The organism is Spiroplasma endosymbiont of Colias croceus (assembly GCF_964020095.1).
Classification (GTDB): Bacteria; Bacillota_I; Bacilli_A; order Mycoplasmatales; family VBWQ01; genus Spiroplasma_E.
Window position 1 is genome coordinate 610,163 of the sequence record NZ_OZ026536.1, and the last position, 26,661, is coordinate 636,823.

The 26,661-nt window shown below is 23.0% G+C and carries 38 protein-coding genes and 1 pseudogene; 27 read left to right on the forward strand and 12 right to left on the reverse strand.

Annotated elements, in window-relative coordinates:
* The 6 genes from AACL24_RS03835 (at position 1) to AACL24_RS03860 (ending at position 3,156) form a co-directional block, all read left to right on the forward strand.
* Complete coding sequence (locus tag AACL24_RS03835) at positions 1-591, forward strand: hypothetical protein (protein ID WP_339048770.1); 591 nt, start codon at positions 1-3, stop codon at positions 589-591.
* A complete protein-coding gene (locus AACL24_RS03840; protein WP_339048772.1) occupies positions 581-1,060 on the forward strand; it encodes a hypothetical protein in 480 nt (159 codons plus the stop codon). Before AACL24_RS03835 ends, AACL24_RS03840 begins: the two co-directional genes overlap by 11 nt.
* 11 nt (positions 1,061-1,071) lie before the next feature.
* On the forward strand, positions 1,072-1,668 hold the full coding sequence (locus AACL24_RS03845; RefSeq protein ID WP_339048774.1) for a hypothetical protein: 597 nt from the start codon (positions 1,072-1,074) through the stop codon (positions 1,666-1,668).
* A gap of 121 nt (positions 1,669-1,789) precedes the next feature.
* Positions 1,790-2,131 carry a transposase family protein gene (locus AACL24_RS03850; RefSeq protein WP_339046214.1) on the forward strand — a complete coding sequence of 114 codons (342 nt, stop codon included), beginning with the start codon at positions 1,790-1,792 and terminating at the stop codon, positions 2,129-2,131.
* A gap of 23 nt (positions 2,132-2,154) precedes the next feature.
* Complete coding sequence (locus tag AACL24_RS03855) at positions 2,155-2,562, forward strand: transposase family protein (protein ID WP_339045908.1); 408 nt, start codon at positions 2,155-2,157, stop codon at positions 2,560-2,562.
* A 243-nt stretch (positions 2,563-2,805) separates the two neighbouring features.
* Positions 2,806-3,156, forward strand: a complete 351-nt coding sequence (locus AACL24_RS03860; RefSeq protein ID WP_339048776.1) for a hypothetical protein — start codon at positions 2,806-2,808, stop codon at positions 3,154-3,156.
* Positions 3,157-3,438: 282 nt separating this feature from the next.
* On the opposite strand, the gene AACL24_RS03865 is transcribed toward AACL24_RS03860, so the two are convergent.
* The 4 genes from AACL24_RS03865 to AACL24_RS03880 form a co-directional block, all read right to left on the reverse strand.
* Entirely contained in the window at positions 3,439-3,825 is a 387-nt protein-coding gene (locus AACL24_RS03865) for a hypothetical protein (RefSeq protein WP_339048778.1), read from the reverse strand.
* Between the two features lie 234 nt (positions 3,826-4,059).
* Positions 4,060-4,467 (reverse strand): transposase family protein, encoded by a 408-nt coding sequence (locus tag AACL24_RS03870; RefSeq protein ID WP_339045908.1) that lies wholly within the window; start codon positions 4,465-4,467, stop codon positions 4,060-4,062.
* A gap of 23 nt (positions 4,468-4,490) precedes the next feature.
* Positions 4,491-4,913, reverse strand: coding sequence for a transposase family protein (locus AACL24_RS03875; protein WP_339045912.1), 423 nt, complete (start codon positions 4,911-4,913; stop codon positions 4,491-4,493).
* Positions 4,914-5,000: 87 nt separating this feature from the next.
* Positions 5,001-5,795, reverse strand: a complete 795-nt coding sequence (locus AACL24_RS03880) for a ParA family protein (protein WP_339049382.1) — start codon at positions 5,793-5,795, stop codon at positions 5,001-5,003.
* 1,085 nt (positions 5,796-6,880) lie between these two features.
* Between AACL24_RS03880 and AACL24_RS03885 the strand changes: the two genes are divergently transcribed.
* Entirely contained in the window at positions 6,881-7,183 is a 303-nt protein-coding gene (locus tag AACL24_RS03885) for a hypothetical protein (RefSeq protein WP_339048780.1), read from the forward strand.
* A gap of 201 nt (positions 7,184-7,384) precedes the next feature.
* Here AACL24_RS03885 and AACL24_RS03890 read toward each other — a convergent pair whose 3' ends face one another.
* Positions 7,385-7,723 (reverse strand): IS3 family transposase, encoded by a 339-nt coding sequence (locus AACL24_RS03890; RefSeq protein ID WP_339048782.1) that lies wholly within the window; start codon positions 7,721-7,723, stop codon positions 7,385-7,387.
* 14 nt (positions 7,724-7,737) lie between these two features.
* Positions 7,738-8,190, reverse strand: coding sequence for an IS3 family transposase (locus AACL24_RS03895; protein ID WP_339048784.1), 453 nt, complete (start codon positions 8,188-8,190; stop codon positions 7,738-7,740).
* 163 nt (positions 8,191-8,353) lie between these two features.
* On the opposite strand from AACL24_RS03895, the gene AACL24_RS03900 reads away from it, so the two are divergent.
* The 14 genes from AACL24_RS03900 (at position 8,354) to AACL24_RS03965 (ending at position 17,222) form a co-directional block, all read left to right on the forward strand.
* On the forward strand, positions 8,354-9,175 hold the full coding sequence (locus tag AACL24_RS03900; protein WP_339048786.1) for an IS1595 family transposase: 822 nt from the start codon (positions 8,354-8,356) through the stop codon (positions 9,173-9,175).
* 44 nt (positions 9,176-9,219) lie between these two features.
* Complete coding sequence (locus AACL24_RS03905) at positions 9,220-9,447, forward strand: hypothetical protein (RefSeq protein ID WP_339048788.1); 228 nt, start codon at positions 9,220-9,222, stop codon at positions 9,445-9,447.
* A gap of 109 nt (positions 9,448-9,556) precedes the next feature.
* The gene (locus AACL24_RS03910; RefSeq protein WP_339048793.1) at positions 9,557-9,754 is read left to right on the forward strand and encodes a hypothetical protein; all 198 of its coding nucleotides are present in this window, start codon (positions 9,557-9,559) and stop codon (positions 9,752-9,754) included.
* Positions 9,755-9,929: 175 nt separating this feature from the next.
* The gene (locus AACL24_RS03915; RefSeq protein WP_339048795.1) at positions 9,930-10,193 is read left to right on the forward strand and encodes a hypothetical protein; all 264 of its coding nucleotides are present in this window, start codon (positions 9,930-9,932) and stop codon (positions 10,191-10,193) included.
* A 50-nt stretch (positions 10,194-10,243) separates the two neighbouring features.
* Entirely contained in the window at positions 10,244-11,605 is a 1,362-nt protein-coding gene (locus AACL24_RS03920; protein WP_339048797.1) for an OTU domain-containing protein, read from the forward strand.
* Between the two features lie 205 nt (positions 11,606-11,810).
* A complete protein-coding gene (locus AACL24_RS03925) occupies positions 11,811-12,596 on the forward strand; it encodes an IS3 family transposase (RefSeq protein WP_339048799.1) in 786 nt (261 codons plus the stop codon).
* Entirely contained in the window at positions 12,536-13,357 is an 822-nt protein-coding gene (locus tag AACL24_RS03930; protein WP_339048801.1) for an IS1595 family transposase, read from the forward strand. Before AACL24_RS03925 ends, AACL24_RS03930 begins: the two co-directional genes overlap by 61 nt.
* A gap of 44 nt (positions 13,358-13,401) precedes the next feature.
* Positions 13,402-13,629 carry a hypothetical protein gene (locus AACL24_RS03935; protein ID WP_339048803.1) on the forward strand — a complete coding sequence of 76 codons (228 nt, stop codon included), beginning with the start codon at positions 13,402-13,404 and terminating at the stop codon, positions 13,627-13,629.
* Between the two features lie 109 nt (positions 13,630-13,738).
* Complete coding sequence (locus AACL24_RS03940) at positions 13,739-13,936, forward strand: hypothetical protein (protein ID WP_339048793.1); 198 nt, start codon at positions 13,739-13,741, stop codon at positions 13,934-13,936.
* A 175-nt stretch (positions 13,937-14,111) separates the two neighbouring features.
* Positions 14,112-14,375 carry a hypothetical protein gene (locus AACL24_RS03945; protein WP_339048805.1) on the forward strand — a complete coding sequence of 88 codons (264 nt, stop codon included), beginning with the start codon at positions 14,112-14,114 and terminating at the stop codon, positions 14,373-14,375.
* A 50-nt stretch (positions 14,376-14,425) separates the two neighbouring features.
* Entirely contained in the window at positions 14,426-15,907 is a 1,482-nt protein-coding gene (locus tag AACL24_RS03950; protein ID WP_339048807.1) for an OTU domain-containing protein, read from the forward strand.
* 78 nt (positions 15,908-15,985) lie between these two features.
* Complete coding sequence (locus tag AACL24_RS03955) at positions 15,986-16,474, forward strand: hypothetical protein (protein ID WP_339048809.1); 489 nt, start codon at positions 15,986-15,988, stop codon at positions 16,472-16,474.
* 24 nt (positions 16,475-16,498) lie between these two features.
* Positions 16,499-17,098 (forward strand): DDE-type integrase/transposase/recombinase, encoded by a 600-nt coding sequence (locus AACL24_RS03960; protein ID WP_339048811.1) that lies wholly within the window; start codon positions 16,499-16,501, stop codon positions 17,096-17,098.
* Positions 17,085-17,222 (forward strand): IS3 family transposase, encoded by a 138-nt coding sequence (locus AACL24_RS03965; RefSeq protein WP_339049383.1) that lies wholly within the window; start codon positions 17,085-17,087, stop codon positions 17,220-17,222. Before AACL24_RS03960 ends, AACL24_RS03965 begins: the two co-directional genes overlap by 14 nt.
* Before the next feature lie 41 nt (positions 17,223-17,263).
* On the opposite strand, the gene AACL24_RS03970 is transcribed toward AACL24_RS03965, so the two are convergent.
* Positions 17,264-18,384, reverse strand: a protein-coding gene (locus AACL24_RS03970) for an IS3 family transposase (protein ID WP_339048813.1) whose coding sequence is annotated in 2 segments (ribosomal slippage) — positions 17,264-18,141 and positions 18,141-18,384 — 1,122 coding nt in all. Because the reading frame shifts where the segments join, the coding sequence is not laid out codon by codon here.
* Positions 18,385-18,434: 50 nt separating this feature from the next.
* On the opposite strand from AACL24_RS03970, the gene AACL24_RS03975 reads away from it, so the two are divergent.
* From AACL24_RS03975 to AACL24_RS04000, 6 genes and pseudogenes are all read left to right on the forward strand, one after another.
* On the forward strand, positions 18,435-18,905 hold the full coding sequence (locus AACL24_RS03975; protein WP_422398064.1) for an MSC_0882 family membrane protein: 471 nt from the start codon (positions 18,435-18,437) through the stop codon (positions 18,903-18,905).
* Between the two features lie 48 nt (positions 18,906-18,953).
* Positions 18,954-19,325 (forward strand): hypothetical protein, encoded by a 372-nt coding sequence (locus AACL24_RS03980; RefSeq protein WP_339048817.1) that lies wholly within the window; start codon positions 18,954-18,956, stop codon positions 19,323-19,325.
* A gap of 5 nt (positions 19,326-19,330) precedes the next feature.
* Entirely contained in the window at positions 19,331-19,774 is a 444-nt protein-coding gene (locus AACL24_RS03985) for an IS1595 family transposase (RefSeq protein WP_339048819.1), read from the forward strand.
* Positions 19,775-20,136: 362 nt separating this feature from the next.
* Positions 20,137-20,358 carry a hypothetical protein gene (locus tag AACL24_RS03990; RefSeq protein WP_339048821.1) on the forward strand — a complete coding sequence of 74 codons (222 nt, stop codon included), beginning with the start codon at positions 20,137-20,139 and terminating at the stop codon, positions 20,356-20,358.
* Between the two features lie 103 nt (positions 20,359-20,461).
* Positions 20,462-20,725 carry a SemiSWEET family sugar transporter gene (locus AACL24_RS03995; protein ID WP_339048823.1) on the forward strand — a complete coding sequence of 88 codons (264 nt, stop codon included), beginning with the start codon at positions 20,462-20,464 and terminating at the stop codon, positions 20,723-20,725.
* A gap of 367 nt (positions 20,726-21,092) precedes the next feature.
* A pseudogene (locus AACL24_RS04000) lies at positions 21,093-22,294 on the forward strand (ISNCY family transposase).
* Positions 22,295-22,439: 145 nt separating this feature from the next.
* Here the strand turns inward: AACL24_RS04000 and AACL24_RS04005 are convergent.
* From AACL24_RS04005 to AACL24_RS04025, 5 genes are all read right to left on the reverse strand, one after another.
* Positions 22,440-22,697 (reverse strand): hypothetical protein, encoded by a 258-nt coding sequence (locus tag AACL24_RS04005; protein WP_339048825.1) that lies wholly within the window; start codon positions 22,695-22,697, stop codon positions 22,440-22,442.
* Positions 22,698-22,730: 33 nt separating this feature from the next.
* Entirely contained in the window at positions 22,731-22,961 is a 231-nt protein-coding gene (locus tag AACL24_RS04010; protein WP_339048827.1) for an ankyrin repeat domain-containing protein, read from the reverse strand.
* The gene (locus tag AACL24_RS04015; protein ID WP_339048829.1) at positions 22,943-23,176 is read right to left on the reverse strand and encodes a hypothetical protein; all 234 of its coding nucleotides are present in this window, start codon (positions 23,174-23,176) and stop codon (positions 22,943-22,945) included. The genes AACL24_RS04010 and AACL24_RS04015 overlap by 19 nt, the downstream gene beginning before the upstream one ends.
* Positions 23,177-23,719: 543 nt before the next feature.
* Complete coding sequence (locus AACL24_RS04020; protein WP_339048831.1) at positions 23,720-25,090, reverse strand: MFS transporter; 1,371 nt, start codon at positions 25,088-25,090, stop codon at positions 23,720-23,722.
* Positions 25,091-25,579: 489 nt separating this feature from the next.
* On the reverse strand, positions 25,580-26,428 hold the full coding sequence (locus AACL24_RS04025; RefSeq protein ID WP_339048833.1) for an IS1595 family transposase: 849 nt from the start codon (positions 26,426-26,428) through the stop codon (positions 25,580-25,582).
* Positions 26,429-26,661 lie beyond the last annotated feature (233 nt).

Sequence of the window (26,661 nt, forward strand, 5' to 3'; positions counted from 1 at the left end):
ATGTGATTTAAGTTTGCTAAATTATTTTTTGTTGTAAATACTTCTGTTCAAGCACCGACTAGTTTAATTGCTTCAAATGACCCTAATGTTGTTAATTATGATATTACAAAAGAAATGGTTAAACATGTTAAATATCATGATTTTGATGATTGAGCAACAATTCCATGAAATTCTGCTTATTTTGATGTTGACCAACCGGATTTAAAATTAGTAAGTGGTGAATTTATAGGAAATAATGAAGGTTTATATACATGTTATTATTATAGTGATACAGTTGGTGTTCCATCACAAATGATAGATATGGGAACTGGTGTTTATACTTTTAATAGAAAACAATTAGATGAATTTTCACGTATTATGTTTAATCATAATTATGTTGCAAAGAATAATACTAATAATTTAAATTTTGTTAATACTGGTAAAAGAATTATAAATTTTCAAACACAGTTAAATTTTGAAATTGATAAACCTTTAAGTTTTTATATTCAAGGTTTTATGTTTTATTTTGAATATGAATATTTTAAAACTTTTACTGCTAATTTTGTTTTTAGTTTTTTAGATAATGTTGGTGATACAAAATATGTTTTTTAAAGGTAAAGTTGATAATGATATTTATCAGCAAGATTTATATAATTTTGTTACTATGCCTATTCGTGTTCCAAATTTAAGACATTTAACAGTATTTTTTGATGTTCATGGTGAATCAACTAGACCAACTTTTTCACCACAATTAAATTTTGGTCAAATTAATATTTTTTCAAGCGAGAAAGTTACGCCAGTACCACCAAATAGTCCTTTTAACCCTGAGTATGAGCGAGTTAGTTGATATGATGTTTTTGGTCATTTACGTAATGCTTTTAGATGAGTACTTTATGGAGTTGTTGGTAAAGTTTTACCGGTGGAACCATTAAGAGAATTTTTTACTAAACTTGATGGATTATTGAGACGTATTTTTGATGATACTATTAGTTCTGTTTTAAATGTTGATTTTACTAGTGGTTTAGAACAAGTTTTAACTTTATGAGTATTTTTAAAAGCAGTAGGATTTTTAGTTGGTTAGGAGTTGAAATAATGCCTTGATATGGTTATTTACTTTTAGGAGTTATATTATTAATAATATTTTATCCATTTTTAATAACTAGAAAAAATATAAAGATATTACAACGTGTAGGTAGTTATATTATTTCAGCACCACCACGTACTGGTAAATCTGCTCTTGCTTGTTGTTTAGCACAAAAACATAAGGGTAGGGTAGTAAGTCCTATTCCTATTAAAGTTCGTAATGATTATAGTTATCGTTGTTCTTATGATGATGTTTTTAAATTTAATCAATTAAATAGTAATTATGCTTTTAAAGAGTGTGATATGGTTATTTTAGATGAGTTAGGTTTGAAAATTAATAGTAATGATTTGTCGTCCGAATTTAAAGAAACACAAGAAAGTTTAGGAATGTTTTGTAAATTAATAGGTCATAATTTTAATGGAATTATGTATATGATTGAACAACACCCCGATAGAATACCAAAACAAGCACGTGAAAAAGTGGAATATATTGTGCAAGTTAAAAGAATGCGTATTTTGTTATTTTTAGTTAAGTTTAAACTAAAGACATATTCCGTAATTAAATTTTTTAAAAGTCAATTAATAATTTTAAAATTTATTTTATAATTTTGTTATTAACAATAAATTTAGAAAAGTGTTGATAAAAATGATTTTTTAAAATTTAAAAAAATTAAAAAATGAAGAATTTTATAGATATTTTGGTATAAAACGTTTTCATTTTAATGAAATGTTAGAAAAATTAATTGAAATAGAAAAATTAGAAAAAAATAAAGGTCGAAAAAATAAACTTTCAGTAGAAGAAAGATTAATGATGACTTTATTATACTGAAAAGAATATTATACTTTTTTTCAAATGAGTATTAAATCTAAAATGAGCCCATCAAGTTGTTTTCGAAATATTACTTGAGTAGAAAATAAACTTAGTAACCACAAAGATTACCAATTTTTAAAAGAAAGATATAAATTAAAAATTGATAAAAAACAAGAAAATTCAAATGAATTTCAATTTTATTTAATTGATTCAACTGAGATTGAAATTGAAAGACCAACTAAAAAAAACTACAGTTAGAATATTTTTCTGGTAAAAGTTGAATGTATTCTATAAAATTTCAAATTGTATATGATTTTTTTAATAAAAAAATTGTTGATATTTTTGCTGATAATGGTAAAGTGCATGATTTTCAAATATTAAAAAATTCAAATCTTGAATTTTCAGAAAAAACAATAATTATTGGTGATTTAGGATATCAAGGTATACAAAATATTTATAAAAATACAATAATACCAATTAAAAGAACTAAAAATAAAAAATTAACTAAACAAGAAAGAAAATACAATAAGATTGTATCTAAAATTAGAATTAAAGTTGAACATGTCTTTGCTTGATTGAAAAGATTCAAAATTTTAGTAAATAAATGTAGAAAATCTAAATTTAGACTTATGTACTTAAGATTTAACTTACTTTGTGAAATTTTTAATAAAATAAAACCATTAAAATAAAAAAAATATTAAAAATATTTTTTTAAAATTTAAATTTTTATCGAGTTAATATAAAAATATTATTAACAATTTTTTGTTTAAAATGTAAACTCATTTTTTAAACTATTTTTTCAAAAAATATTTATTTCTATATTCAATAACACTAAATAGTTTTAAAACAATTTTATTGACAATTAATTAAATTTAATTACGGAATATGTCCTAAATATTTATACTAATGTTGATGATTATAATAAAGTTGTATTGTCTAAAAGACAAACAAAGCGAATAATTAAACGTGGTGGATTACCACTTAGTTATAGTGGTGAAACTATGACTTTTAGTTTATGATTTCCTAGGTCTTATTTACAAAGATATAATAGTCGTGCTTTAAATTATATTCATTCTTTAAAGAGTGAATTAAGTACTGTTAAAGACTATGAACAATCACAAGCATTAGATTTTACTGTTGATGATATTAGAGCAGTAGGATTAGATAAGTTGGATAATATATTACAGACTGAAAAGAAAGAAACTGAAAATACTGTATGCCGTACTTGTTATTATAGAAATAAATATTCTAAGAAAAATAAGAAAGATGTTAAAATAGAGTAAACCTATATTATTGGTCGAAGCCAACCAGAACCTTGGTTGGTTGGCCGTGGCGTTTACGCCACTGGGGTGAGTTGCGAAGCAACTAGGGGCAAAGCCCCTATATACTTGAGGGGTAGAAATATCCTGCTGGGTAACCAAACCTAGTGCAAATTTAGAACCATTAGGTTCTTTTTTATTAACTAATTTTGTTATATAATTTCTGCAATAAGTTCTTCATATACTTGTTTTTTAACGTCAATAGTTAAGAAATCGTTATAAAAACTTCTATAACGAAAAGAAATACTATTTTGTAAATTCAATAAAAATATTTTCCAATAATTCTCCTTTAGAAATATTAAATTGTTCCGCTAAAGCTTGCATCTTATCATTTATTGAAGATTTAATATAAATGGTTGTATAAACTTTTCTTTCTTTTTTAGGTTTAGCAATTTTTGCTTTTAAAGATTTAATATTTTCATTATTATTTATATTAAATTGTTTGATAGAAGTTAATGATTTAGATAATTCAGTTTTTTTTGGTATTTTTTCTTTGAGTGGAAACATATCTTCATTTAATATCATTTCATTAAGTTGATAATAATTATCTTCATTATTTTTATCTTTTTGATCAATACTAATAATTGATTGCTTTAACATATTTTTAAAATCGTTACTACTACTTTTTTTCATAATTATAAAACTTCTTTTTCTATTAATTCTTTGGACATATTCCGTAATTAAATTTAATTAATTGTCAATAAAATTGTTTTAAAACTATTTAGTGTTATTGAATATAGAAATAAATATTTTTTGAAAAAATAGTTTAAAAAATGAGTTTACATTTTAAACAAAAAATTGTTAATAATATTTTTATATTAACTCGATAAAAATTTAAATTTTAAAAAAATATTTTTAATATTTTTTTTATTTTAATGGTTTTATTTTATTAAAAATTTCACAAAGTAAGTTAAATCTTAAGTACATAAGTCTAAATTTAGATTTTCTACATTTATTTACTAAAATTTTGAATCTTTTCAATCAAGCAAAGACATGTTCAACTTTAATTCTAATTTTAGATACAATCTTATTGTATTTTCTTTCTTGTTTAGTTAATTTTTTATTTTTAGTTCTTTTAATTGGTATTATTGTATTTTTATAAATATTTTGTATACCTTGATATCCTAAATCACCAATAATTATTGTTTTTTCTGAAAATTCAAGATTTGAATTTTTTAATATTTGAAAATCATGCACTTTACCATTATCAGCAAAAATATCAACAATTTTTTTATTAAAAAAATCATATACAATTTGAAATTTTATAGAATACATTCAACTTTTACCAGAAAAATATTCTAACTGTAGTTTTTTTTAGTTGGTCTTTCAATTTCAATCTCAGTTGAATCAATTAAATAAAATTGAAATTCATTTGAATTTTCTTGTTTTTTATCAATTTTTAATTTATATCTTTCTTTTAAAAATTGGTAATCTTTGTGGTTACTAAGTTTATTTTCTACTCAAGTAATATTTCGAAAACAACTTGATGGGCTCATTTTAGATTTAATACTCATTTGAAAAAAAGTATAATATTCTTTTCAGTATAATAAAGTCATCATTAATCTTTCTTCTACTGAAAGTTTATTTTTTCGACCTTTATTTTTTTCTAATTTTTCTATTTCAATTAATTTTTCTAACATTTCATTAAAATGAAAACGTTTTATACCAAAATATCTATAAAATTCTTCATTTTTTAATTTTTTTAAATTTTCAAAAATCATTTTTATCAACACTTTTCTAAATTTATTGTTAATAACAAAATTATAAAATAAATTTTAAAATTATTAATTGACTTTTAAAAAATTTAATTACGGAATATGTCTTTTAATTAAAATTCCAATAGGATTTTTTTGGGTAATTGATGAAAATTTCATTAACATAGTTTCTCTTTGTTTTACCTTTGATAAAGGTATCATTGTATTAAGCATTTTATTTCCGATATCCGTATCTCTTAAAATATCAATTACAGCTTCATGAGTTTTATTCCTTTGAACTTTATTAATTAAAAAATAATTCATATTATTTTTTATATTTAATCCAACTTCATTTAACGTTTTAATAGCACTTTCATATGGTTCAGAAATAGTTTTAAAACCTTCGTAACTAAATTTGTGTGGTTCAATCGGAATTATTATTTCATCACTAGCAAGTAAAACGCTTAATAAAATTTTATTCATTGATGGAAATGAATCAAAAAAAATGTAATCTATTTTATCTTTTCATTGTTTTTTCATTTTTATTAAATTGTTTTTTAAAATTAACTCGCTCATACTTTTTGCAGTTACACTATTATTAGTTTCTAAAACAATATTACTATATGCTGGAATTATATAAACATTTGTCAAATTTGTTTTTTCAATTGAATTTAATAATTCTTTTTCATCAGAGTTTTTAAATCATAATTCTATATTTTTTTTACTAGTATAATTTGATAATAATGCTCTACTTAAATTGGCTTGCGGATCAATATCAAAAACAATAATTTTTTTATCTAATTGAGATAAAACATTAATTAAATTTAAAGTTAATGTAGTTTTTCCAACTCCACCTTTTGAATTAGTTAAAAGACATATTCCGTAATTAAATTTTTTAAAATTATTAATTGACTTTTAAAAAATTTAATTACGGAATATGTCTAAAATATATTTCTGTTGAATTTTACATAAATAATAAAAAATATGATAATTATTACTAAAAACTGTGATTATTTATTAGAAGTAAAAAGAAAAGTTAAATATCAAAATTTAACTTTAGAAGATAAAAAAAAGATATGAAAATGAAATTAAAAAATAAAAAAGTTATCTAAGAAAATTTGTTAAAACTCACTTAGATAACTTTTTTTAAGAAGTGTATACAACTTATTTTTTCTCCATAACCCCTCTATAGGTAAGTATTTTCATTATACATAAATACTAAAAATTTTTGATTTTTTTAATAAAAATATTGTAAAATATACAAAATTTGTTAAAAAATAAGTAAAATTTTTTAAACTTACGAGGTAACAAAAAATGAAAAAAATTAAAATATTAAAATTGATAACTGCAATATTGTTTGCATTTATAATTTTAATTGCAATTATAGGTTTATATTTAATTTGATTTAGTGATTTTCATCATTTTATTTATTATAAACATCATAAACACTCAAAGTACTCTAGTGGATTTTCTGTATTAAAACACTTTGGTTTAAGTTTTATATTATTTCATTCTACAACTTACATTTGCAATGCAACACATCACGCAGAAAATTATCAAGCTTGAGTACAATTACAAACTGGAGTTATTTTATGTTTAATAATAAGCCCAATGTTACTATATATGACAATTTTATTCATAATTATTATTTTTATTTTTAAAATAAAAAATAAAAATAATAATTTTTGAGATGCCATTCAAAATTGTGAAATAATTAATAATTACTACATTCATTAATCACTATCAATATTATTTAAAATCTTTTTTACCTGTTCATCATTTAATAATAATGGTTTAATTATGGCTTTTCTCAGCATTTATGTGATAAAATTTAAAATAGTACATAAAGGGAGAAAAGCCCTTTAAAAAAATTGATTAGCTTTGATAATAACATAAATCAAAAATTAGATATGATTTTACAAATTTTAAATGAACAAAAAAATAGTAATAATAATTCTAATCAAAGTTCATGAAAAGATTAGGAGAATAAAATTATGCAATTAACAAATAAAGAACAAGAACTTCTATCAAAGTATCAAAATTGATTAAAGAAGAATAATTTAAGTGATAAATGTAATGTTTATTTTCTTGAACAAAATTCTACGCTAGTCTTTCAAACTTGAAAATGAAAAGAAATGATTAGTGAAACAATTTGATTAAAAATTGACAATAAAGAATGAAAATTTTATATTAAAAATTTAGGTGAAAAATTTAATAAATCTTTTTCATTAAGTGAAATTATAGAAATTGAAAAAGATTTTGTAGTAAAAATTTTTAAAGAAAAACAGAATTTGTAAACAACATGTAACAATGTATAATAATATAGTGTTTGAATAATTAAAAAGCGTTGAATTTAAGAATATGAATGGTTTTGTATTCATATTCTTAAACCTCACTAAAAACAACAAATATAAGCAAATAAAGGCATCTTAATTTGGATGGTGGTTTTATGCAAAAAGTTGATGGTAAAGATATAGCGTGTGGAATGGCAACACTTTTTAGGAATATTTTTTGGTAGACATTTGCTTTTGATAATTAACTGGAGTTAAGTAGTTTAAAGTGCTGTGAATTCTTATGTTGTTGTATCAGTTGATGTAATCGAATAACTCTAATTTTAATTGGATTAATGATGTAAAATTTTTATCATTAATAAATTCAGTCTTAAAAGTTTTAAAAGTTGCTTCATCAACAGCTTTATCATAACGACAGGCTTTTTTGATTAAAGAGCGGTTAATGTTGAATGCTAGTAAAAGTTTATCAATAATTTTATTATTAAATTCATTACCGCGATCGCTATGAAATATTTGCATATTTTTTAAACAGCGATTTGATTGCATAAATGCTTAATATACTAATGATGCATCTTTTTAGTACCTACACTATGTCCGATAATTTCGCGGTTAAATAGGTCGATTAATAAGCAAATATAGTTTCATTTGCCATTAACTTGCACATAAGTTAAATCACTAACAATAGCTTCATTTTTAGCTTTATTACTAAAGTTTCTATTAACAAGATTAGTTATTTGACTATCATTGACTTTATTATGATGATTTTTGTATCTTAATTTAGTGTATTTTGATATTAAATTATGTTTATTCATAATTTCTTTAATTTTTCTGCGTGATAAATAAATTTCTTGGTTTGATATTATAACTTTTAATCTTCTAGTACCATAAACTTCTTTATTTTCTTTAAAAGCACTAATAACAGCTTTATCATAAATATTATTTTGAATTTTATTTTCTTTTTTCTTTAAATTAAAATAATATGTTGATTTAGAAAGTTTTAAAAAACGACACATTGTACTAATTTTATATTTAGATTTATTATTTACAATAATCTCTACTTTCTGCCTATTATTAGTGCTGCTTGCTTTAAAATATCATTTTCCATTAGTAACTGTTTTAATTCTTTTCTTAATTTAATTAACGGACTTCTCCCCACATGTACTTGTGGAGGAAACAATGAAATTGAATGAGTTTAATAATACTTTTCAAACTGAAAAACAATGTCTTGCATATATAGCAAGTTTGAAACAAAGCAAATGTATTAGGTGTTCTAGTTTTAATTTGAATATTTCAAATTTAAGAAAAATGAGATGTTTGAAATGTCATCAAACATTCAGTATTCTCACGGGCACTATATTTTCAAAGTGACAAACACCTTTAATATCTTGGTTTTATCTCATCTTTAGATGAATAAACACCAAACATGGAATTCCATCAACTGATGTTGCAAAAGAATTGGGAGTGACCTTGAAAACAGCTTGAAGAATGGGTCATAAAATCCGAAGTGTCATTGTTAAACAAGAACCTCAATTCATTGTTGAGGGCATAGTGCAAATGGATGAAATGTATCTTTCACATATGGGTTTTAAAAAACAAGGAAGATCCTTGTTGAACAAAACCTTGATTGTTGGTATCTATGAAAAAACAACCAACAATCTGATTGTGAAAGTATTGAAAAACGCAAACATTAAAAATCTTTTGCAGTTTGCAATAAACCACATTTCTTCAAAGTGTGATGTACATACTGATTCTTGAAAAGGATATCGCGATTTGAAATTGGTTTTCACTAAGCATGAAACAGTTAACCATCAAGATGTCTATGTTTCAAAAACTGGTGTAAATACCAACCAAATTGAGTCAGTATGAAAACATATAGGAAGAACATTTAAAACACATATCAAAGTTGCAAAACATCATATTCATTTATATTCAAAAGAAGCTGCATATAAATTCAATAACATAACTAGTTTTGAAACTGTAATGCTATGTTTGATTTAAAAATGTGGGGAGAAGTCCGTAGATAGGCTTTTCTCAGCATTTATGTGATAAAATTTAAAATAGTACATAAAAAGAGAAAAGCCTATTTTTATTTAGAAGAAATTAAAAAACTTATTTTTGATTTTAAATTAGAAACAAAAATGCTAAATACAAAACTTAAAGAATCAGAAATATTCAAAGCGGTTGAAAATAAATTATGTTCAATTTGAGAAAATCCTTATTATTGACGTCAAAAACAAGCATATGAAGAACTTATTGCAGAAATCATATAAAATTAAATAATCATGATATCAAAAAACAAGAATGTGATGAAATCATAAAAAAAACATGTAAAATTAACTTTAAATAATAATATACATTTCAATTTAAGGAGAATAAAATATGAAAAAAATAAAAATTAAAGAAAATTTTAATTTATTTAAATTATCAAAAGAAGAAATCATCGTCTTTTCAAAAAGATTTGATAAGTTATTAAAATTGAATGATAGTTCATATAGTATTTTACTAAATGAATATCAAAAAAAACATATAAAAAAACAAAATCAAAAAGTACTAAAAAAAATATGCCCAATTTATTAAATTCAGTTTTAATTTAAAAAATGAATTTAATTTTTTATCAATAAAAAATGTAAATTATCTCAATAATAAATTAAATAAATTAGATTTTTTTATAGAAAAAGAGAAGTCTATTATAAAAAAATCTGAAAAATCTGAAACTCATAAAAAAATCCAAGAGGAATTTTTAGAAAAATTAATGATTGAAATCAATGTAGAAAATTTGAAAAATCAAGTTAAAAAAATCCAAGAAAAACCCAAAAAGAAAAAAATTATTTCTGACATTACTACTGTAATTGCAACAACAACTTCTTGTATTCCAATTATAGGACAAATAACAGCAGGTATAAAAAGCACTACTAATTGTTTATCAGCAACCGATTCACTTTTAAATCTAACTGAAATTAATAAAGAATTTAAAGAAAAAGTAAAATCAAAATTAAAATCATTCAGTTTAATGTAAACTTAAAAATAATATTAATTAATTTAAAAAAGAAAGAGTTGTTAACTAAAATGGCAAATATTAATATTTTAATAAATGTACCAAAAGATGGAAACTGTTTATTTTGAGCAGTAATGGTTTCATATTTAGAACAAGTTAAAATTAATCAAGAAGAATTTAAAAATAGATATACATCACTTTTTGGTAGTGAAATAGGTTGAGAACGAATTTTTAATTTTGATGATTTTAATTTTTCTGATAAAGAAAATGAAAAATTAGTTAAAATTTTTCGTGATCGTATTTGTGATTATATTGAAACAAATTTAAATACAAAACGTCCGAATAATAAAGCTAATTTTAGATCCGCTTTGTTAGATAGTGAAATTGCTAATAAATTTTTTAATAAAGAAGGTAAAAAAGAAATTAAGGAAGAAAATCAAATAAAAATAATTTTAGAAAAAATGAGAAAAAATGGTACTTGAGGCGGATCAATTGAAATCGAAGCAATGACCAATCTTTTAAATTGTAAAATTAATAGAAATGGTGAAATCTTTGAACCAGATAATAAAATATCAAATCTGATTGAAATAAAATTAAATTTTGAAAATCAACATTATCAATATATTTCGAATTTATCTTCATTTGAAAAAAATAAAAATTTAATAGATAATCAAACATCTTTAAATATAATTAATAATTTAGCAAGTTATCAAAATGAATTTAATTATCATAATTTTTCGTATTTACCAAGTTATCAAAATGAATTTAATTATCAGAATTTTTCGTATTTACCAAGTTATCAAAATGAATTTAATTATCAGAATTTTTCGTATTTACCAAATTATAAAAATTACGATGACCAAAAGAAAAAAATCAATGAATTAAAAAGAAAAATCAATCAATTAAAAAAAGAAAATTCAAATTCTGAAAAAGAAATAACTCGTATAAGAAAAATTTGTGATGATTTAGAACTTGAAAATCATGATCTTTGACATGAAAATAAAAAACTTAAAAAAAATGATAATAAAAAATATTTTTTAGAAGACAATTTGATAAAAATTAAAGTTAATAATATTTTTTCTACACTAGATTCAAATTCTGAAAAAGAAATAACTCAATATAACAAAATTTGTGATGATTTAGAACTTGAAAATCATGATCTTTGACATGAAAATAAAAAAATTAAAAAAAATGATAATAACACTAATTCATTTTTTTCCTTTTCAATAGAAAAAATATTACAAAAAGAACCTAATAACAAGGAAAATAGATTATCTGAACAAAGTACTAGTCCAATATCAAATTTTAGTAGTTTTAGTAAAACTACTATAAATACAAATGTTTCTTCTATAGGTACTATTAGTTGTTGAAATAATAACAAGGAAAATAGATTATCTGAACAAAGTACTAGTCCAATATCAAATTTTAGTTAGAACCTGTTTAAAATCTTTTTGAAAATAAGTTAAAATGATTATATATTTTAAAAATAATAGGTATATATGATTAAAAATTATTGGATGGGTTCCACTTTATTGGACACTATTTAACGAAAATTGAAATTGAACATCTAGAATAAAGTAGACACAGAATTGTAACCTTTGTGTTAAAAATACTTTAAGGAAGGTGTTAATTTTTTTTATGGCTAAATGACTATCAAAAGAAGAAAAGTTAAAAATAATAAAAATAAGTAAAATTAAAACGATTGATAAAACTGCATTAGAATATGGTATTGGCCGATCATCAATAAAAGAATGAATTAAAGCATACAAATTATTAGGTGAAGAAGGTTTAGAATATGCCAATGGAATTCGTGCTAAAAAAACCAAAAGAACAGGTCGACCCAAATCTTTAAATTTTAATGAAATGACAAAACAAGAATTAATTCAATATATTGAGGTAATGAACGATATAAAAAAGTATTTAGAAAAATCGACAAAAAAGAAGAAATATTTTCTGATTTTCTCCTTGAAGAAAAAATATCAGATTAGTTATTTATGTTGATTTTTAAAGGTTTCAAAATCAGGATATTACAAATGAATTAAAAACGGAATGAATGAATTTAATAAATGAGATAAATTTTTAGCTAATATAATTAAAAATATTTTTTATGAATTTAAAGAAATTTATGGTTATAAAATGATAACTTTATGAATTAACAAAATTTATAATTTAAAATTAAAATTTCATGTTGTATATAGATATATGAGAAATATGGGTTTAAAAGCTAAGGTTCGCATAAAGAAATTTGATTATAAAACTAAATCAGGAAGTTTAAGATATGATAATTTATTAAATCGTGATTTTTCAACTACTGATTTAAATCAAAATCGGACTTCTCCCCACATGTACTTGTGGAGGAAACAATGAAATTGAATGAGTTTAATAATACTTTTCAAACTGAAAAACAATGTCTTGCATATATAGCAAGTTTGAAACAAAGCAAATGTATTAGGTGTTCTAGTTTTAATTTGAATACTTCAAATTTAAGAAAAATGAGATGTTTGAAATGTCATCAAACATTCAGTATTCTCACGGGCACTATATTTTCAAAGTCACAAACACCTTTAATATATTGGTTTTATCTCATCTTTAGATGAATAAACACCAAACATGGAATTCCATCAACTGATGTTGCAAAAGAATTGGCAGTGACCTTGAAAACAGCTTGAAGAATGGGTCATAAAATCCGAAGTGCCATTGCTAAACAAGAACCTCAATTTATTTTTGAGGGCATAGTGCAAATGGATGAAATGTATCTTTCACATATGGGTTTTAAAAAACAAGGAAGATCCTTGTTGAACAAAACCTTGATTGTTGGTATCTATGAAAAAACAACCAACAATCTGATTGTGAAAGTATTGAAAAACGCAAACATTAAAAATCTTTTGCAGTTTGCAATAAACCACATTTCTTCAAAGTGTGATGTACATACTGATTCTTGAAAAGGATATCGCGATTTGAAATTGGTTTTCACTAAGCATGAAACAGTTAATCATCAAGATGGCTATGTTTCAAAAACTGGTGTAAATACCAACCAAATTGAGTCAGTATGAAAACATATACGAAGAACATTTAAAACACATATCAAAGTTGTAAAACATCATATTCATTTATATTCAAAAGAAGCTGCATATAAATTCAATAACATACCTAGTTTTGAAACTGTAATGCTATGTTTGAATTAAAAATGTGGGGAGAAGTCCGTAGATAGGCTTTTCTCAGCATTTATGTGATAACATTTAAAATAGTACATAAAGGGAGAAACGCCTATTTTTATTTAGAAGAAATTAAAAAACTTATTTTTGATTTTAAATTAGAAACAAAAATGCTAAATACAAAACTTAAAGAATCAGAAATATTCAAAGCGGTTGAAAATAAATTATGTTCAATTTGAGAAAATCCTTATTATTGACGTAAAAAACAAGCATATGAAGAACTTATTGCAGAAATCATATAAAATTAAATAATCATGATATCAAAAAACAAGAATGTGATGAAATCATAAAAAAAACATGTAAAATTAACTTTAAATAATAATATACATTTCAATTTAAGGAGAATAAAATATGAAAAAAATAAAAATTAAAGAAAATTTTAATTTATTTAAATTATCAAAAGAAGAAATCATCGTCTTTTCAAAAAGATTTGATAAGTTATTAAAATTGAATGATAGTTCATATAGTATTTTACTAAATGAATATCAAAAAAAACATATAAAAAAACAAAATCAAAAAGTACTAAAAAAAATATGCCCAATTTATTAAATTCAGTTTTAATTTAAAAAATGAATTTAATTTTTTATCAATAAAAAATGTAAATTATCTCAATAATAAATTAAATAAATTAGATTTTTTTATAGAAAAAGAGAAGTCTATTATAAAAAAATCTGAAAAATCTGAAACTCATAAAAAAATCCAAGAGGAATTTTTAGAAAAATTAATGATTGAAATCAATCTAGAAAATTTGAAAAATCAAGTTAAAAAAATCCAAGAAAAACCCAAAAAGAAAAAAATTATTTCTGACATTACTACTGTAATTGCAACAACAACTTCTTGTATTCCAATTATAGGACAAATAACAGCAGGTATAAAAAGCACTACTAATTGTTTATCAGCAACTGATTCACTTTTAAATCTAACTGAAATTAATAAAGAATTTAAAGAAAAAGTAAAATCAAAAGTAAAACCATTCAGTTTAATGTAAACTTAAAAATAATATTAATTAATTTAAAAAAGAAAGAGTTGTTAACTAAAATGGCAAATATTAATATTTTAATAAATGTACCAAAAGATGGAAACTGTTTATTTTGAGCAGTAATGGTTTCATATTTAGAACAAGTTAAAATTAATCAAGAAGAATTTAAAAATAGATATACATCACTTTTTGGTAGTGAAATAGGTTGAGAACGAATTTTTAATTTTGATGATTTTAATTTTTCTGATAAAGAAAATGAAAAATTAGTTAAAATTTTTCGTGATCGTATTTGTGATTATATTGAAACAAATTTAAATACAAAACGTCCGAATAATAAAGCTAATTTTAGATCCGCTTTGTTAGATAGTGAAATTGCTAATAAATTTTTTAATAAAGAAGGTAAAAAAGAAATTAAGGAAGAAAATCAAATAAAAATAATTTTAGAAAAAATGAGAAAAAATGGTACTTGAGGCGGATCAATTGAAATCGAAGCAATGACCAATCTTTTAAATTGTAAAATTAATAGAAATGGTGAAATCTTTGAACCAGATAATAAAATATCAAATCTGATTGAAATAAAATTAAATTTTGAAAATCAACATTATCAATATATTTCGAATTTATCTTCATTTGAAAAAAATAAAAATTTAATAAATAATCAAACATCTTTAAATATAATTAATAATTTACCAAGTTATCAAAATGAATTTAATTATCAGAATTTTTCGTATTTACCAAGTTATCAAAATGAATTTAATTATCAGAATTTTTCGTATTTACCAAGTTATCAAAATGAATTTAATTATCAGAATTTTTCGTATTTACCAAATTATAAAAATTACGATGACCAAAAGAAAAAAATCAATGAATTAAAAAGAAAAATCAATCAATTAAAAAAAGAAAATTCAAATTCTGAAAAAGAAATAACTCGTATAAGAAAAATTTGTGATGATTTAGAACTTGAAAATGATGATCTTTGACATGAAAATAAAAAACTTAAAAAAAATGATAATAAAAAATATTTTTTAGAAGACAATTTGATAAAAATTAAAGTTAATAATATTTTGTCTACACTAGATTCAAATTCTGAAAAAGAAATAACTCAATATAACAAAATTTGTGATGATTTAGAACTTGAAAATCATGATCTTTGACATGAAAATAAAAAAATTAAAAAAAATGATAATAACACTAATTCATTTTTTTCCTTTTCAATAGAAAAAATATTACAAAAAGAACCTAATAACAAGGAAAATAGATTATCTGAACAAAGTACTAGTCCAATATCAAATTTTAGTAGTTTTAGTAAAACTACTATAAATACAAATGTTTCTTCTATAGGTACTATTAGTTGTTGAAATAATAACAAGGAAAATAGATTATCTGAACAAAGTACTAGTCCAATATCAAATTTTAGTAGTTTTAGTAAAACTACTAAAAATACAAATGTTTCTTCTATAGGTACTATTAGTTGTTGAAATAATAACAAGGAAAATAGATTATCTGAACAAAGTACTAGTCCAATATCAAATTTTAGTTAGAACCTGTTTAAAATCTGAACATCTAGAATAAAGTAGACACAGAATTGTAACCTTTGTGTTAAAAATACTTTAAGGAAGGTGTTCATTTTTTTTATTGCTAAATGACTATCAAAAGAAGAAAAGTTAAAAATAATAAAAATAAGTAAAATTAAAACGATTGATAAAACTGCATTAGAATATGGTATTGGCCGATCATCAATAAAAGAATGAATTAAAGCATACAAATTATTAGGTGAAGAAGGTTTAGAATATGGCAATGCAATTCGTGCTAAAAAAACCAAAAGAACAGGTCGACCCAAATCTTTAAATTTTAATGAAATGACAAAACAAGAATTAATTCAATATATTAAGGTAATGAACGATATAAAAAAGTATTTAGAAAAATCGACAAAAAAGAAGAAATATTTTCTGATTTTTTCCTTGAACAAAAAATATCAGATTAGTTATTTATGTTGATTTTTAAAGGTTTCAAAATCAGGATATTACAAATGAATTAAAAACGGAATGAATGAATTTAATAAATGAGATAAATTTTTAGCTAATATAATTAAAAATATTTTTTATTAATTTAAAGAAATTTATGGTTATAAAATGATAACTTTATGAATTAACAAAATTTATAATTTAAAATTAAAATTTCATGTTGTATATAGATATATGAGAAATATGGGTTTAAAAGCTAAGGTTCGCATAAAGAAATTTGATTATAAAACTAAATCAGGAAGTTTAAGATATGATAATTTATTAAATCGTGATTTTTCAACTACTGATTTAAATCAAAAATTAGGTACTGATATAACTTATTTATTGACTAATGGTAAAACATATTATTTATCAATTGTTAAAGATTTTCATAATAATGAAATATTAGATTATAAAATAAGGGCAAGTTTAGATATGACATTTGTTGTCCAAAACATTATTCAAGCTTGAGTTAATGCTCAAAAACCTACTTCATGAATTTTACAATCAGACCAAGGATTTCATTATACAAATCCTTCTTATAAAACCTTATGTGACGAATTAAAAATAAAAATTTCTATGTCTAGAAGAGGTAATTCTTGTGATAATGGTGCTACTGAATCTTGATTTGGAACAATGAAAACAGAATTTCTATATCAAATTATAAGAAAAAAACAGAACTATTGAATGAATAAAAGAAAATTTACCCAAATATATTTACTTTTATAATAACGATAGACCTCAAACAAAATTAAAAGGAATGAGTTCAATCGAATATCAATTAGCTCATTCCAAATCAACAAATAATTACTTCATATCTACAAATTTAACACTTACAAACACTATTTTATAAAATTTAATAAAAGGTTACTGGAATGGCAACACTTTTTAGGACTATTTTTTGGTAAACATTTGTTGTTGATATTTAACTGGAGTTAAGTAGTTTAAAGTGCTGTGAATTCTTATATTGTTATATCAATTGATGTAATCAAATAATTCTAATTTTAATTGGATTAATGATGTAAAATTTTTATCATTAATAAATTCGGTTTTAAAAGTTTTAAAAGTTGCTTCAGCAACAGCATTATCATAAGGACAACCTTTTTTACTTAAAGAACGGTTAATGTTGAATGCTAGTAAAAGTTTATCAATAATTTTATTGTTAAATTCATTACCGCGATCACTATGAAATATTTGAATATCTTTTAAACAGCGATTTGATTGCATAAATGCTTGATGTACTAATGATGCATCTTTTTTAACTCCAACACTATGTCCGATAATTTCGCGGTTAAATAGGTCTATTAATAGGCAAATATAGTTTCACCTACCATTAACTTGTACATAAGTTAAATGACTAACAATAACTTCATTTTTAATCCTATTCTTAAATTTTCTATTAACAAGATTAGTTATTTGACTATCGTTAACTTTGTTATTATGATTTTTGAATGATAATTTAGTATATTTTGATATTAAATTATGTTCATTCATAATTTTTTTAATTTTTCTGCGCGATAAATAAATTTCTTGGTTTTCTAGAATTTTTTTTAATCTTCTAGTACCATAAACTTCTTTATTTTCTTTAAAAGCACTAATAACAGCTTCATCATAAATATTATTTTTGATTTTATTTTCTTTTTTCTTTAAATTAAAATAATATGTTGATTTAGATATTTTTAAAAAACGACACATTGTGCGAATTTTATATTTAGCTTTATTTTTGACAATAATTTCTATTTTCTGCCTATTATTAGTGCTGCTTGCTTTAAAATATCATTTTCCATTCGTAATTGCTTTAATTCTTTTCTTAATTTAATTAATTCATTTTCTTCAAAAGAACGATTATCTTTAGTTTTAAAACTTCCTGAATTACTAAATTGCTTAATTCAATTGTAAGTAGCTGCTCTTGTAACATTATATTCTTTAGCAAGGCAAGATACTGATTTGCCACTTTGATATAAAGCTACTATTTGTTTTTTAAATTCATCGGTATATGAGTTAATATTGGCCATAATTATAGTTCCTTTCTTTTAACAAATTTGTTTACTTGTCTACGTAATTAGTGTCCAATAAATTGGAACCCATCCAACCCAGTTTTATTATTATTTTTTATAGAAAAATGATAGTTAGAAAAATAATTCTTAATTGAATTACAGCATTTGTTTTTTTATTTGGTTTACTCTCTTTGGGTATTTTGTTTTTCTTAAATAATCAATATGATAATGGAAATAAAGACTTTTATATTGGTTTTTGAAAATTATTTTCACTTAAAAATTTAGATAGTGAAATTAATATTACATTAATTATTTTAATTATTGTATATGCAATAAATATTTTTTCTTTAATTATTACCAAGAAAAACAAAAATGATATTATTAAAAATTTTGGATATGAAGTAATTTCAAGTGAAGAAATTGAAAATTTAAAGAAAAAAACTAATAAGATTTGTTTGATTGTTTTTCTTTCAGTTATTACTATTTTATTATTTTTAATTTTTATTTTATTAAGAAAAAGAAAATTGAAAAAAATCTAATTAAAATTATTATCGGACTTCTCCCCACATGTACTTCTGGAGGAAACAATGAAATTGAATGAGTTCAATAATACTTTTCAAAATGAAAAACAATGTCTTGCATATATAGCAAGTTTGAAACAAAGCAAATGTATTAGGTGTTCTAGTTTTAATTTGAATACTTCAAATTTAAGAAAAATGATATGTTTGAAATGTCATCAAACATTCAGTATTCTCACGGGCACTATATTTTCAAAGTCACAAACACCTTTAATATCTTGGTTTTATCTCATCTTTAGATGAATAAACACCAAACATGGAATTCCATCAACTGATGTTGCAAAAGAATTGGGAGTGACCTTGAAAACAGCTTGAAGAATGGGTCATAAAATCCGAAGTACATTGCTAAACAAGAACCTCAATTCATTGTTAAGGGCATAGTGCAAATGGATGAAATGTATCTTTCACATATGGGTTTTAAAAAACAAGGAAGATCCTTGTTGAGCAAAACCTTGATTGTTGGTATCTATGAAAAAACAACCAACAATCTGATTGTGAAAGTATTGAAAAACGCAAACAGTAAAAATCTTTTGCAGTTTGCAATAAACCACATTTCTTCAAAGTGTGATGTACATACTGATTCTTGAAAAGGATATCGCTATTTGAAATCGGTTTTCACTAAGCATGAAACAGTTAATCATCAAGATGGCTATGTTTCAAAAACTGGTGTAAATACCAACCAAATTGAGTCAGTATGAAAACATATACGAAGAACATTTAAAACACATATCAAAGTTGCAAAACATCATATTCATTTATATTCAAAAGAAGCTGCATATAAATTCAATAACATACCTAGTTTTGAAACTGTAATGCTATGTTTGATTTAAAAATGTGGGGAGAAGTCCGTAGATAGGCTTTTCTCAGCATTTATGTGATAAAATTTAAAATAGTACATAAAGGGAGAAAAGCCTTAAATTATTTTTTTTATTGTCTTTTGTATACTTTTTAAAGTATACAAAAGAACTCATTGCGGAAATATTGTAAAATTGTAATGTACATTTAAATTTAAGGGGGGTAAAATTAAATGTACATTACAACGAAATGTTATTTAGCATCATGTGAAAAAGAGTATAAATTTGATTTTTTATATAGAGATAAATTTATTTATTGTAGTGGTAAATGCTATCAAAAATCATTTGATAATACAGTAACAAAATTTACACAAAAATAAAATTTGGGAGGTGAAAAAATGTCAAATAAAGTGAAAAGACCAATGAATGCTTACATGCTTTTTAGTAAAGAAAAAAGAGTAGAGATTATTCAACAAAAACCAGAACTTAAATCAAAAGTTGCAGAAATTGCAAAATTGGTTGGTAATCATTGAAAAGAAATGACAAATGAAGAAAAATCTAAATATGTAAAAATGGCAGAAGAAAACAAAAAAATATATGAAAGTGAAGTTCAAAAATAAATATTTAATTGATTTAGAAATTTATTTTAAACACAATGGTATATGAGAGAATTCATATATCGTTGTTTTATTTTAAAAAAAATAAAAAGAAAGGATGCAATTTATGAATAAAGAAATAATCGGTTGATTAGCAGTTGTTGTAAATAGTTTTATTTTTTTACCTCAAATTATAAAAATTATAAAAACAAAAAGAGTACGTGATTTATCGTTTTTCATGTTATTAATTCAATTTTTATCTGGTTTTTTATGAATAACTTATGGAATATTCATAAAAAATTGAGAAGTTGTAAGTTTAGATTCAATAATTTTAATATCTACAATTATTATTTTAGGTTTTAAATTAAATATTCATCATAAAGAACCATAAAAATAGACCACCATAATTATGGTGGTCTATTTACATTAAAAACTTTTCTTTTTAACAAACCGTTATTTTTTAAATAATTTCCAAAATAAACTTCATCTAGAACTTAAATTCTTTACAAATGTTTTCATAAAAAATCAACTCCTTGAAATAAATTTAAATTTAAAATTCCTTAATAAAATTTTTTAAATAGGAATATTTATATTTTAATAAATTAATATATTTTTTCAACTTTTTTGCTTAAACTGTCATTATTTAGTGATAATTTCCTATTAGTTATCGAGTAAAAATTTCCCAAAAGTGAAGTTAAATATACTTGGTGATAAATATGGAAAGAAGCATGACTATGAAATAAAAATATAAATACAAAATTATAAATGACATTGTTATTAACAAATTATCTAAATATCAAGCCAAAAATAAACTTAACCTAACTATTACAAAAATTAATCAATTAATTCAAATTTTTAATAGAGAAGGTAAAGCTGGTTTTATTCATAAATCTCGCAATAAAATTTCTAATAACGGAACAAATTTTGAAATCAAAATTAAGATTATAAATTTATATAAAACCAAATATTATAATTTTAATTTTCAACATTTTCATGAGAAATTAATTAATGAAGAAAAAATTAAAATTTCATATAGTACACTTTATAATATACTGATCCAAGAAAAATCACTTCACCAAAAAGACATAAGAATAAGAAAAATAACTTACATCCTATAAGAAATCGTAGAACAAATTTTGGTGAATTAATTCAAATGGATGCCAGTAATCATCATTGACTTGGTAGTGATAAACCAAAAGCATTTTTACATGCTGCAATTGACGATGCTACAGGAAATATTGTAGGCTTATGATTTGATCATCAAGAAACATTAGATGCTTATTATAATGTCTTTTATCAAATTTTAACTAAATATGGGATACCAAAAACATTTTATACTGATAATAGAACAGTTTTTGGATATAAGAAAAAAATCGATGCTGGTAAAATAAACACAGAAAATGACACTTATACTCAATTCCAAAAGTGCTGTAATGATTTGGGTGTTGAAATAATTAGAACTTCGATTCCACAAGCTAAAGGTCGAATTGAACGCTTATTTGGAACACTTCAAAGTCGATTAATTAGCGAACTAAGACTTAATAAAATTAAAACTCTAGAAGAAGTTAATCAATTTCTTAAAGCATACATAGACACTTTTAATAATCAGTTTGCTTTTCCTATTGATGATAATAAATCTGCTATGATTAAAGCTCCAAACCAAGAAGAAATAAATATTTATCTTTCAAGATTTTCTAAAAGAAAAACAGATAGTGGCTCAACTATAACATATTATGGTAAAAAATATTTTCCTTATAAAAATAACAAAGTTCAATACATACAACCTAGAATTGATGTAATTGTACTTAAATCCTTTATTAATGTGCTATATCTTAGTTACAATCTTCAAATATATGAACTAAAAGAAATAGCCCTAAAACCAATTATTAAAGACAATTTGATAAAAACTAAAAAAGTTTATATACCAAATAAAAATCATCCTTGAAGATATGGATATTAATAATTCCTAATTAAACTTATATAAGATTTACATTTTGTAAATACTAGACCATATAAAATTTTAAATCGTTTGTATATGAGCAAATTTGGTATCTTAAAATTAATCTTAAATATATGAAAAGATTGCAATTAGAATCTTTTATTTTTTATATTCTTGCTGTTGTATATCCACTTATTGAGGTTTGATTTCGATAATCTATTGAATTTATTTCATCTGAATCAAAATCATTTTTGTAATCTTTAATTATATTAAGCATTTTTCTTTTCTCTATCATTTGTTCTATTTTTTCTTTCTTTTCTTCATTAAATGTTTTTTCTAATTGAAATTTTAAAAATTTTATAGTTAATTCTACAATACCTTTAGAGGAAACAAAAAATTTACATTCTAGTTTTAAACGATACATTTCATTCTCTAATAATTGTTTAATTGTTTGTCCTTATTTATTTCGAATATTTAACTTTGCACCATTTTCAACTAATAAATTAAAAATTTCAGCATTATTAACATACTGAGCGTTAAATAAAGGAGTTTCACCATCATTATCTTTAATATTTAAATTGGTATTATTTTTCTTTTTAGAAAATGCAAGTGTTATTGGTGTTTTATCTTTATTTCTGGGATTTTTGTAGTTTAAATTAGCGCCATATTCTAATAAAACTTTAACCAAATTTGGTTCTTTTTTAAAATTGCTGCTTCTAATACACTCTTTTTATATCATGTATTTTTTTGAGTTGTAATAGTTACAGGTTCTTGTGCAAAATTACCAATTAAATTTTCATCAGCTCCATTATTAATCATCATATCTGATATTATTTTATTATTATGTTTTGCTTTATATACTACCCTTTCTAAAATATTAACTGGTGAATCAAATATTGGCATTTCGCTATGTGGAACTTGTGAAACATAATATGGAGAATCAACATATAAATTTTTAAAATCTCATTTTTTTATTTCTTCTTTAAAATTTTTTTACGGACTTCTCCCCACATGTACTTGTGGAGGAAACAATAAACTTGAATGAGTTCAATAATACTTTTCAAACTGAAAAACAATGTCTTGCATATATAGCAAGTTTGAAACAAAGCAAATTTATTAGGTGTTCTAGTTTTAATTTGAATAATTCAAATTTAAGAAAAATGAGATGTTTGAAATGTCATCAAACATTCAGTATTCTCACGGGCACTATATTTTCAAAGGCTTTTCTCAGCATTTATGTGATAAAATTTAAAATAGTACATAAAGGGAGAAAAGTCTAAAAATAATACTAGTAGGCTAATAAGCAATAATTTTGTGTGTCTTAAATTTATTATAACACTGTGAATTTGAAAATCAATAAAATTTTCTTAATTTTATTATCAAAATATTATTTTAAATAAAAAATTAGTACCACATATAATGGTACTAATTTAATAATATTTTATTTTAAAGTACTTTATTATCTTGATTTTTTGTTCATAATAATGCTAATGAAATAATAGCAACAACAATAGAACTATAAAAGAAATAAAATACATAATCTCAATTTTTATTATTATCACCAACAATAGTAGCAACTACTACTTTTGAAAAAAGAGCATCACCAAGGAAATAACCAGTTAATCCTGTAAATCCTGAAGCAGTAGCAGCTGCTTTTTTATTCGTTAGTTCAATAGCAGTAGCACCAATCATCGCTTGTGGCATATAAATACCAAAACCAGCAAGTATTAAAGCAGTAATAATTATAGCCATGTTGCCATGAGGAGCAAATTGCAATAAAACTAATCCACCAAGAGAAATTAACAATCCAAATATCATTAAAGGGGCTTTACGATTATTAAAAAATCACTTAGCAAAATATGCAGCAGAAATACCACCAATTAAACCAGATAATTCAAAACAAGAACTAAATCATTTACTATTTTTTAAATCTAAACCGTGAACATTGTTTGCTAATTTAAACATTCAATATCCTACGCCTTGTCGTACAAAATATACTCAAATATTAGCAAATGCTAAAATTCATAAAAATTTATTTTTTAAAATATATTTTACAAAAATTTCCTTTCAATTAAGTTCTGTCTTTTCTTCTTTATGTTCTGGAATTCCCTTTCATTTTTCAACAGTAGGTAATCCTTCTGCTTCAGGACGATCACGTAATCCTCAAAAACATAACGGAATCATAACTAAAGCAAAAATACTAGGAATTCAAAAATACAACCCATATATTCTTCCATCTGGATCAAGGGCACTTATTAAAGAAATAACAATAATTGGTAATAAAGCAGCACCAATATTTTGTCCTGAGTTTCAAATACCAATACGTCCTGAACGTTCTTTATCAGTAAATCAATTAGAAAATAATCTAGCAGTAGCTGGTCAACCCATACCTTGGAAAACAGCTAACATTGAAATGATAGCTAATAACATTACAAAGGGACCAATACTAATTGTAGTACCAGCCAAGGTAACAATACCACCCATAATAATATTTAAAATAGCAGAAACAAGTAATCCAACAATCATAATTATTCGTCCTGAACTACGGTCAGCAACATTTCCAACAATAAATTTAGCACTACCATAAACAACAGCAAAAACTGTACCCATTAAGCCCATTTCTAATGTGGTTATGACATGTTGTTGTTCTAATTTAGTAGCTGCTATTGTAAATGCTTGACGAGTAAAATAATAAAGGATATATGATAAAATACTAAAACCAAAAACTTGATTACGTAAAATAATAAATTTTTTATTAATTTGTTTTAAATCTTCACTAAAAACTTCTTTTTTTGCAGGTGGTTTAAAAACAGACATTTTTTTAATCTCCTTCTAAAAGGATGAATAAATTATAGTAACCCAAATAACCTGCTCTTAAAAACTTAATATAAACATACTTTTTAACACATAGGTTTTTACAATTTTTGTTTTTGCGGAAAAATAAATAATATTAAAATTAAAAATAACTCTTTACTAAACTATTTTTGAAATACTATAAAAAAATATTAACTCTACACCTTTTAAAATTCATTTACATTTACTTATTAAATAGTTTTACAAAATGTAGTAATAATCTATTTATCCCCTTCTCAAATTGTTTAGTCCTAACCTATATATTTCAGATTATAACAGATATATTCTAAAAATGAAAAAATATTTCTTTAATTTATAAAAAAATGTAATTTTTTTTTATAAATTTATCCTAAAAAATTATAAGAATTTAGATACTAATAATTTAAAAAAAATTATGGCTTTTCTCCCTTTATGTAGTATTTTAAATTTTATCACATAAATGCTGAGAAAAGCCTATCTACGGACTTCTCCCCACATTTTTAATTCAAACATAGCATTACAAGTTTCAAAACTAGGTATGTTATTGAATTTATATGCAGCTTCTTTTGCATATAAATGAATATGATGTTTTGCAACTTTGATATGTGTTTTAAATGTTCTTCGTATATGTTTTCATACTGACTCAATTTGGTTGGTATTTACACCAGTTTTTGAAACATAGACATCTTGATGGTTAACTGTTTCATGCTTAGTGAAAACCAATTTCAAATCGTGATATCCTTTTCAAGAATCAGTATGTACATCACACTTTGAAGAAATGTGGTTTATTGCAAACTGCAAAAGATTTTTAATGTTTGCGTTTTTCAATACTTTCACAATCAGATTGTTGGTTGTTTTTTCATAGATACCAACAATCAAGGTTTTGATCAACAAGGATCTTCCTTGTTTTTTAAAACCCATATGTGAAAGATACATTTCATCCATTTGCACTATGCCCTCAACAATGAATTGAGGTTCTTGTTTAGCAATGGCACTTCGGATTTTATGACCCATTCTTCAAGCTGTTTTCAAGGTCACTGCCAATTCTTTTGCAACATCAGTTGATGGAATTCCATGTTTGGTGTTTATTCATCTAAAGATGAGATAAAACCAAGATATTAAAGGTGTTTGTCACTTTGAAAATATAGTGCCCGTGAGAATACTGAATGTTTGATGACATTTCAAACATCTCATTTTTCTTAAATTTGAAGTATTAAAATTAAAACTAGAACACCTAATACATTTGCTTTGTTTCAAACTTGCTATATATGCAAGACATTGTTTTTCACTTTGAAAAGTATTATTAAAATCATTCAATTTCATTGTTTCCTCCACAAGTACATGTGGGGAGAAGTTCGATTTTTAATATCGTCGAATTCATCAACTACATTACTTCTAATTACACTTGCTATTAATTTTTTATTAAATTCTTTAATCTGTTTAAATATTACTCTTTTTTTAAAAAAATAAAAAAAGTTCCTATATAAAATTAAGGAACTAAAGTTTTTAGGCGTTATTTGTAATTTGTGTTTATGTTTAAATTATATTCATTTTTT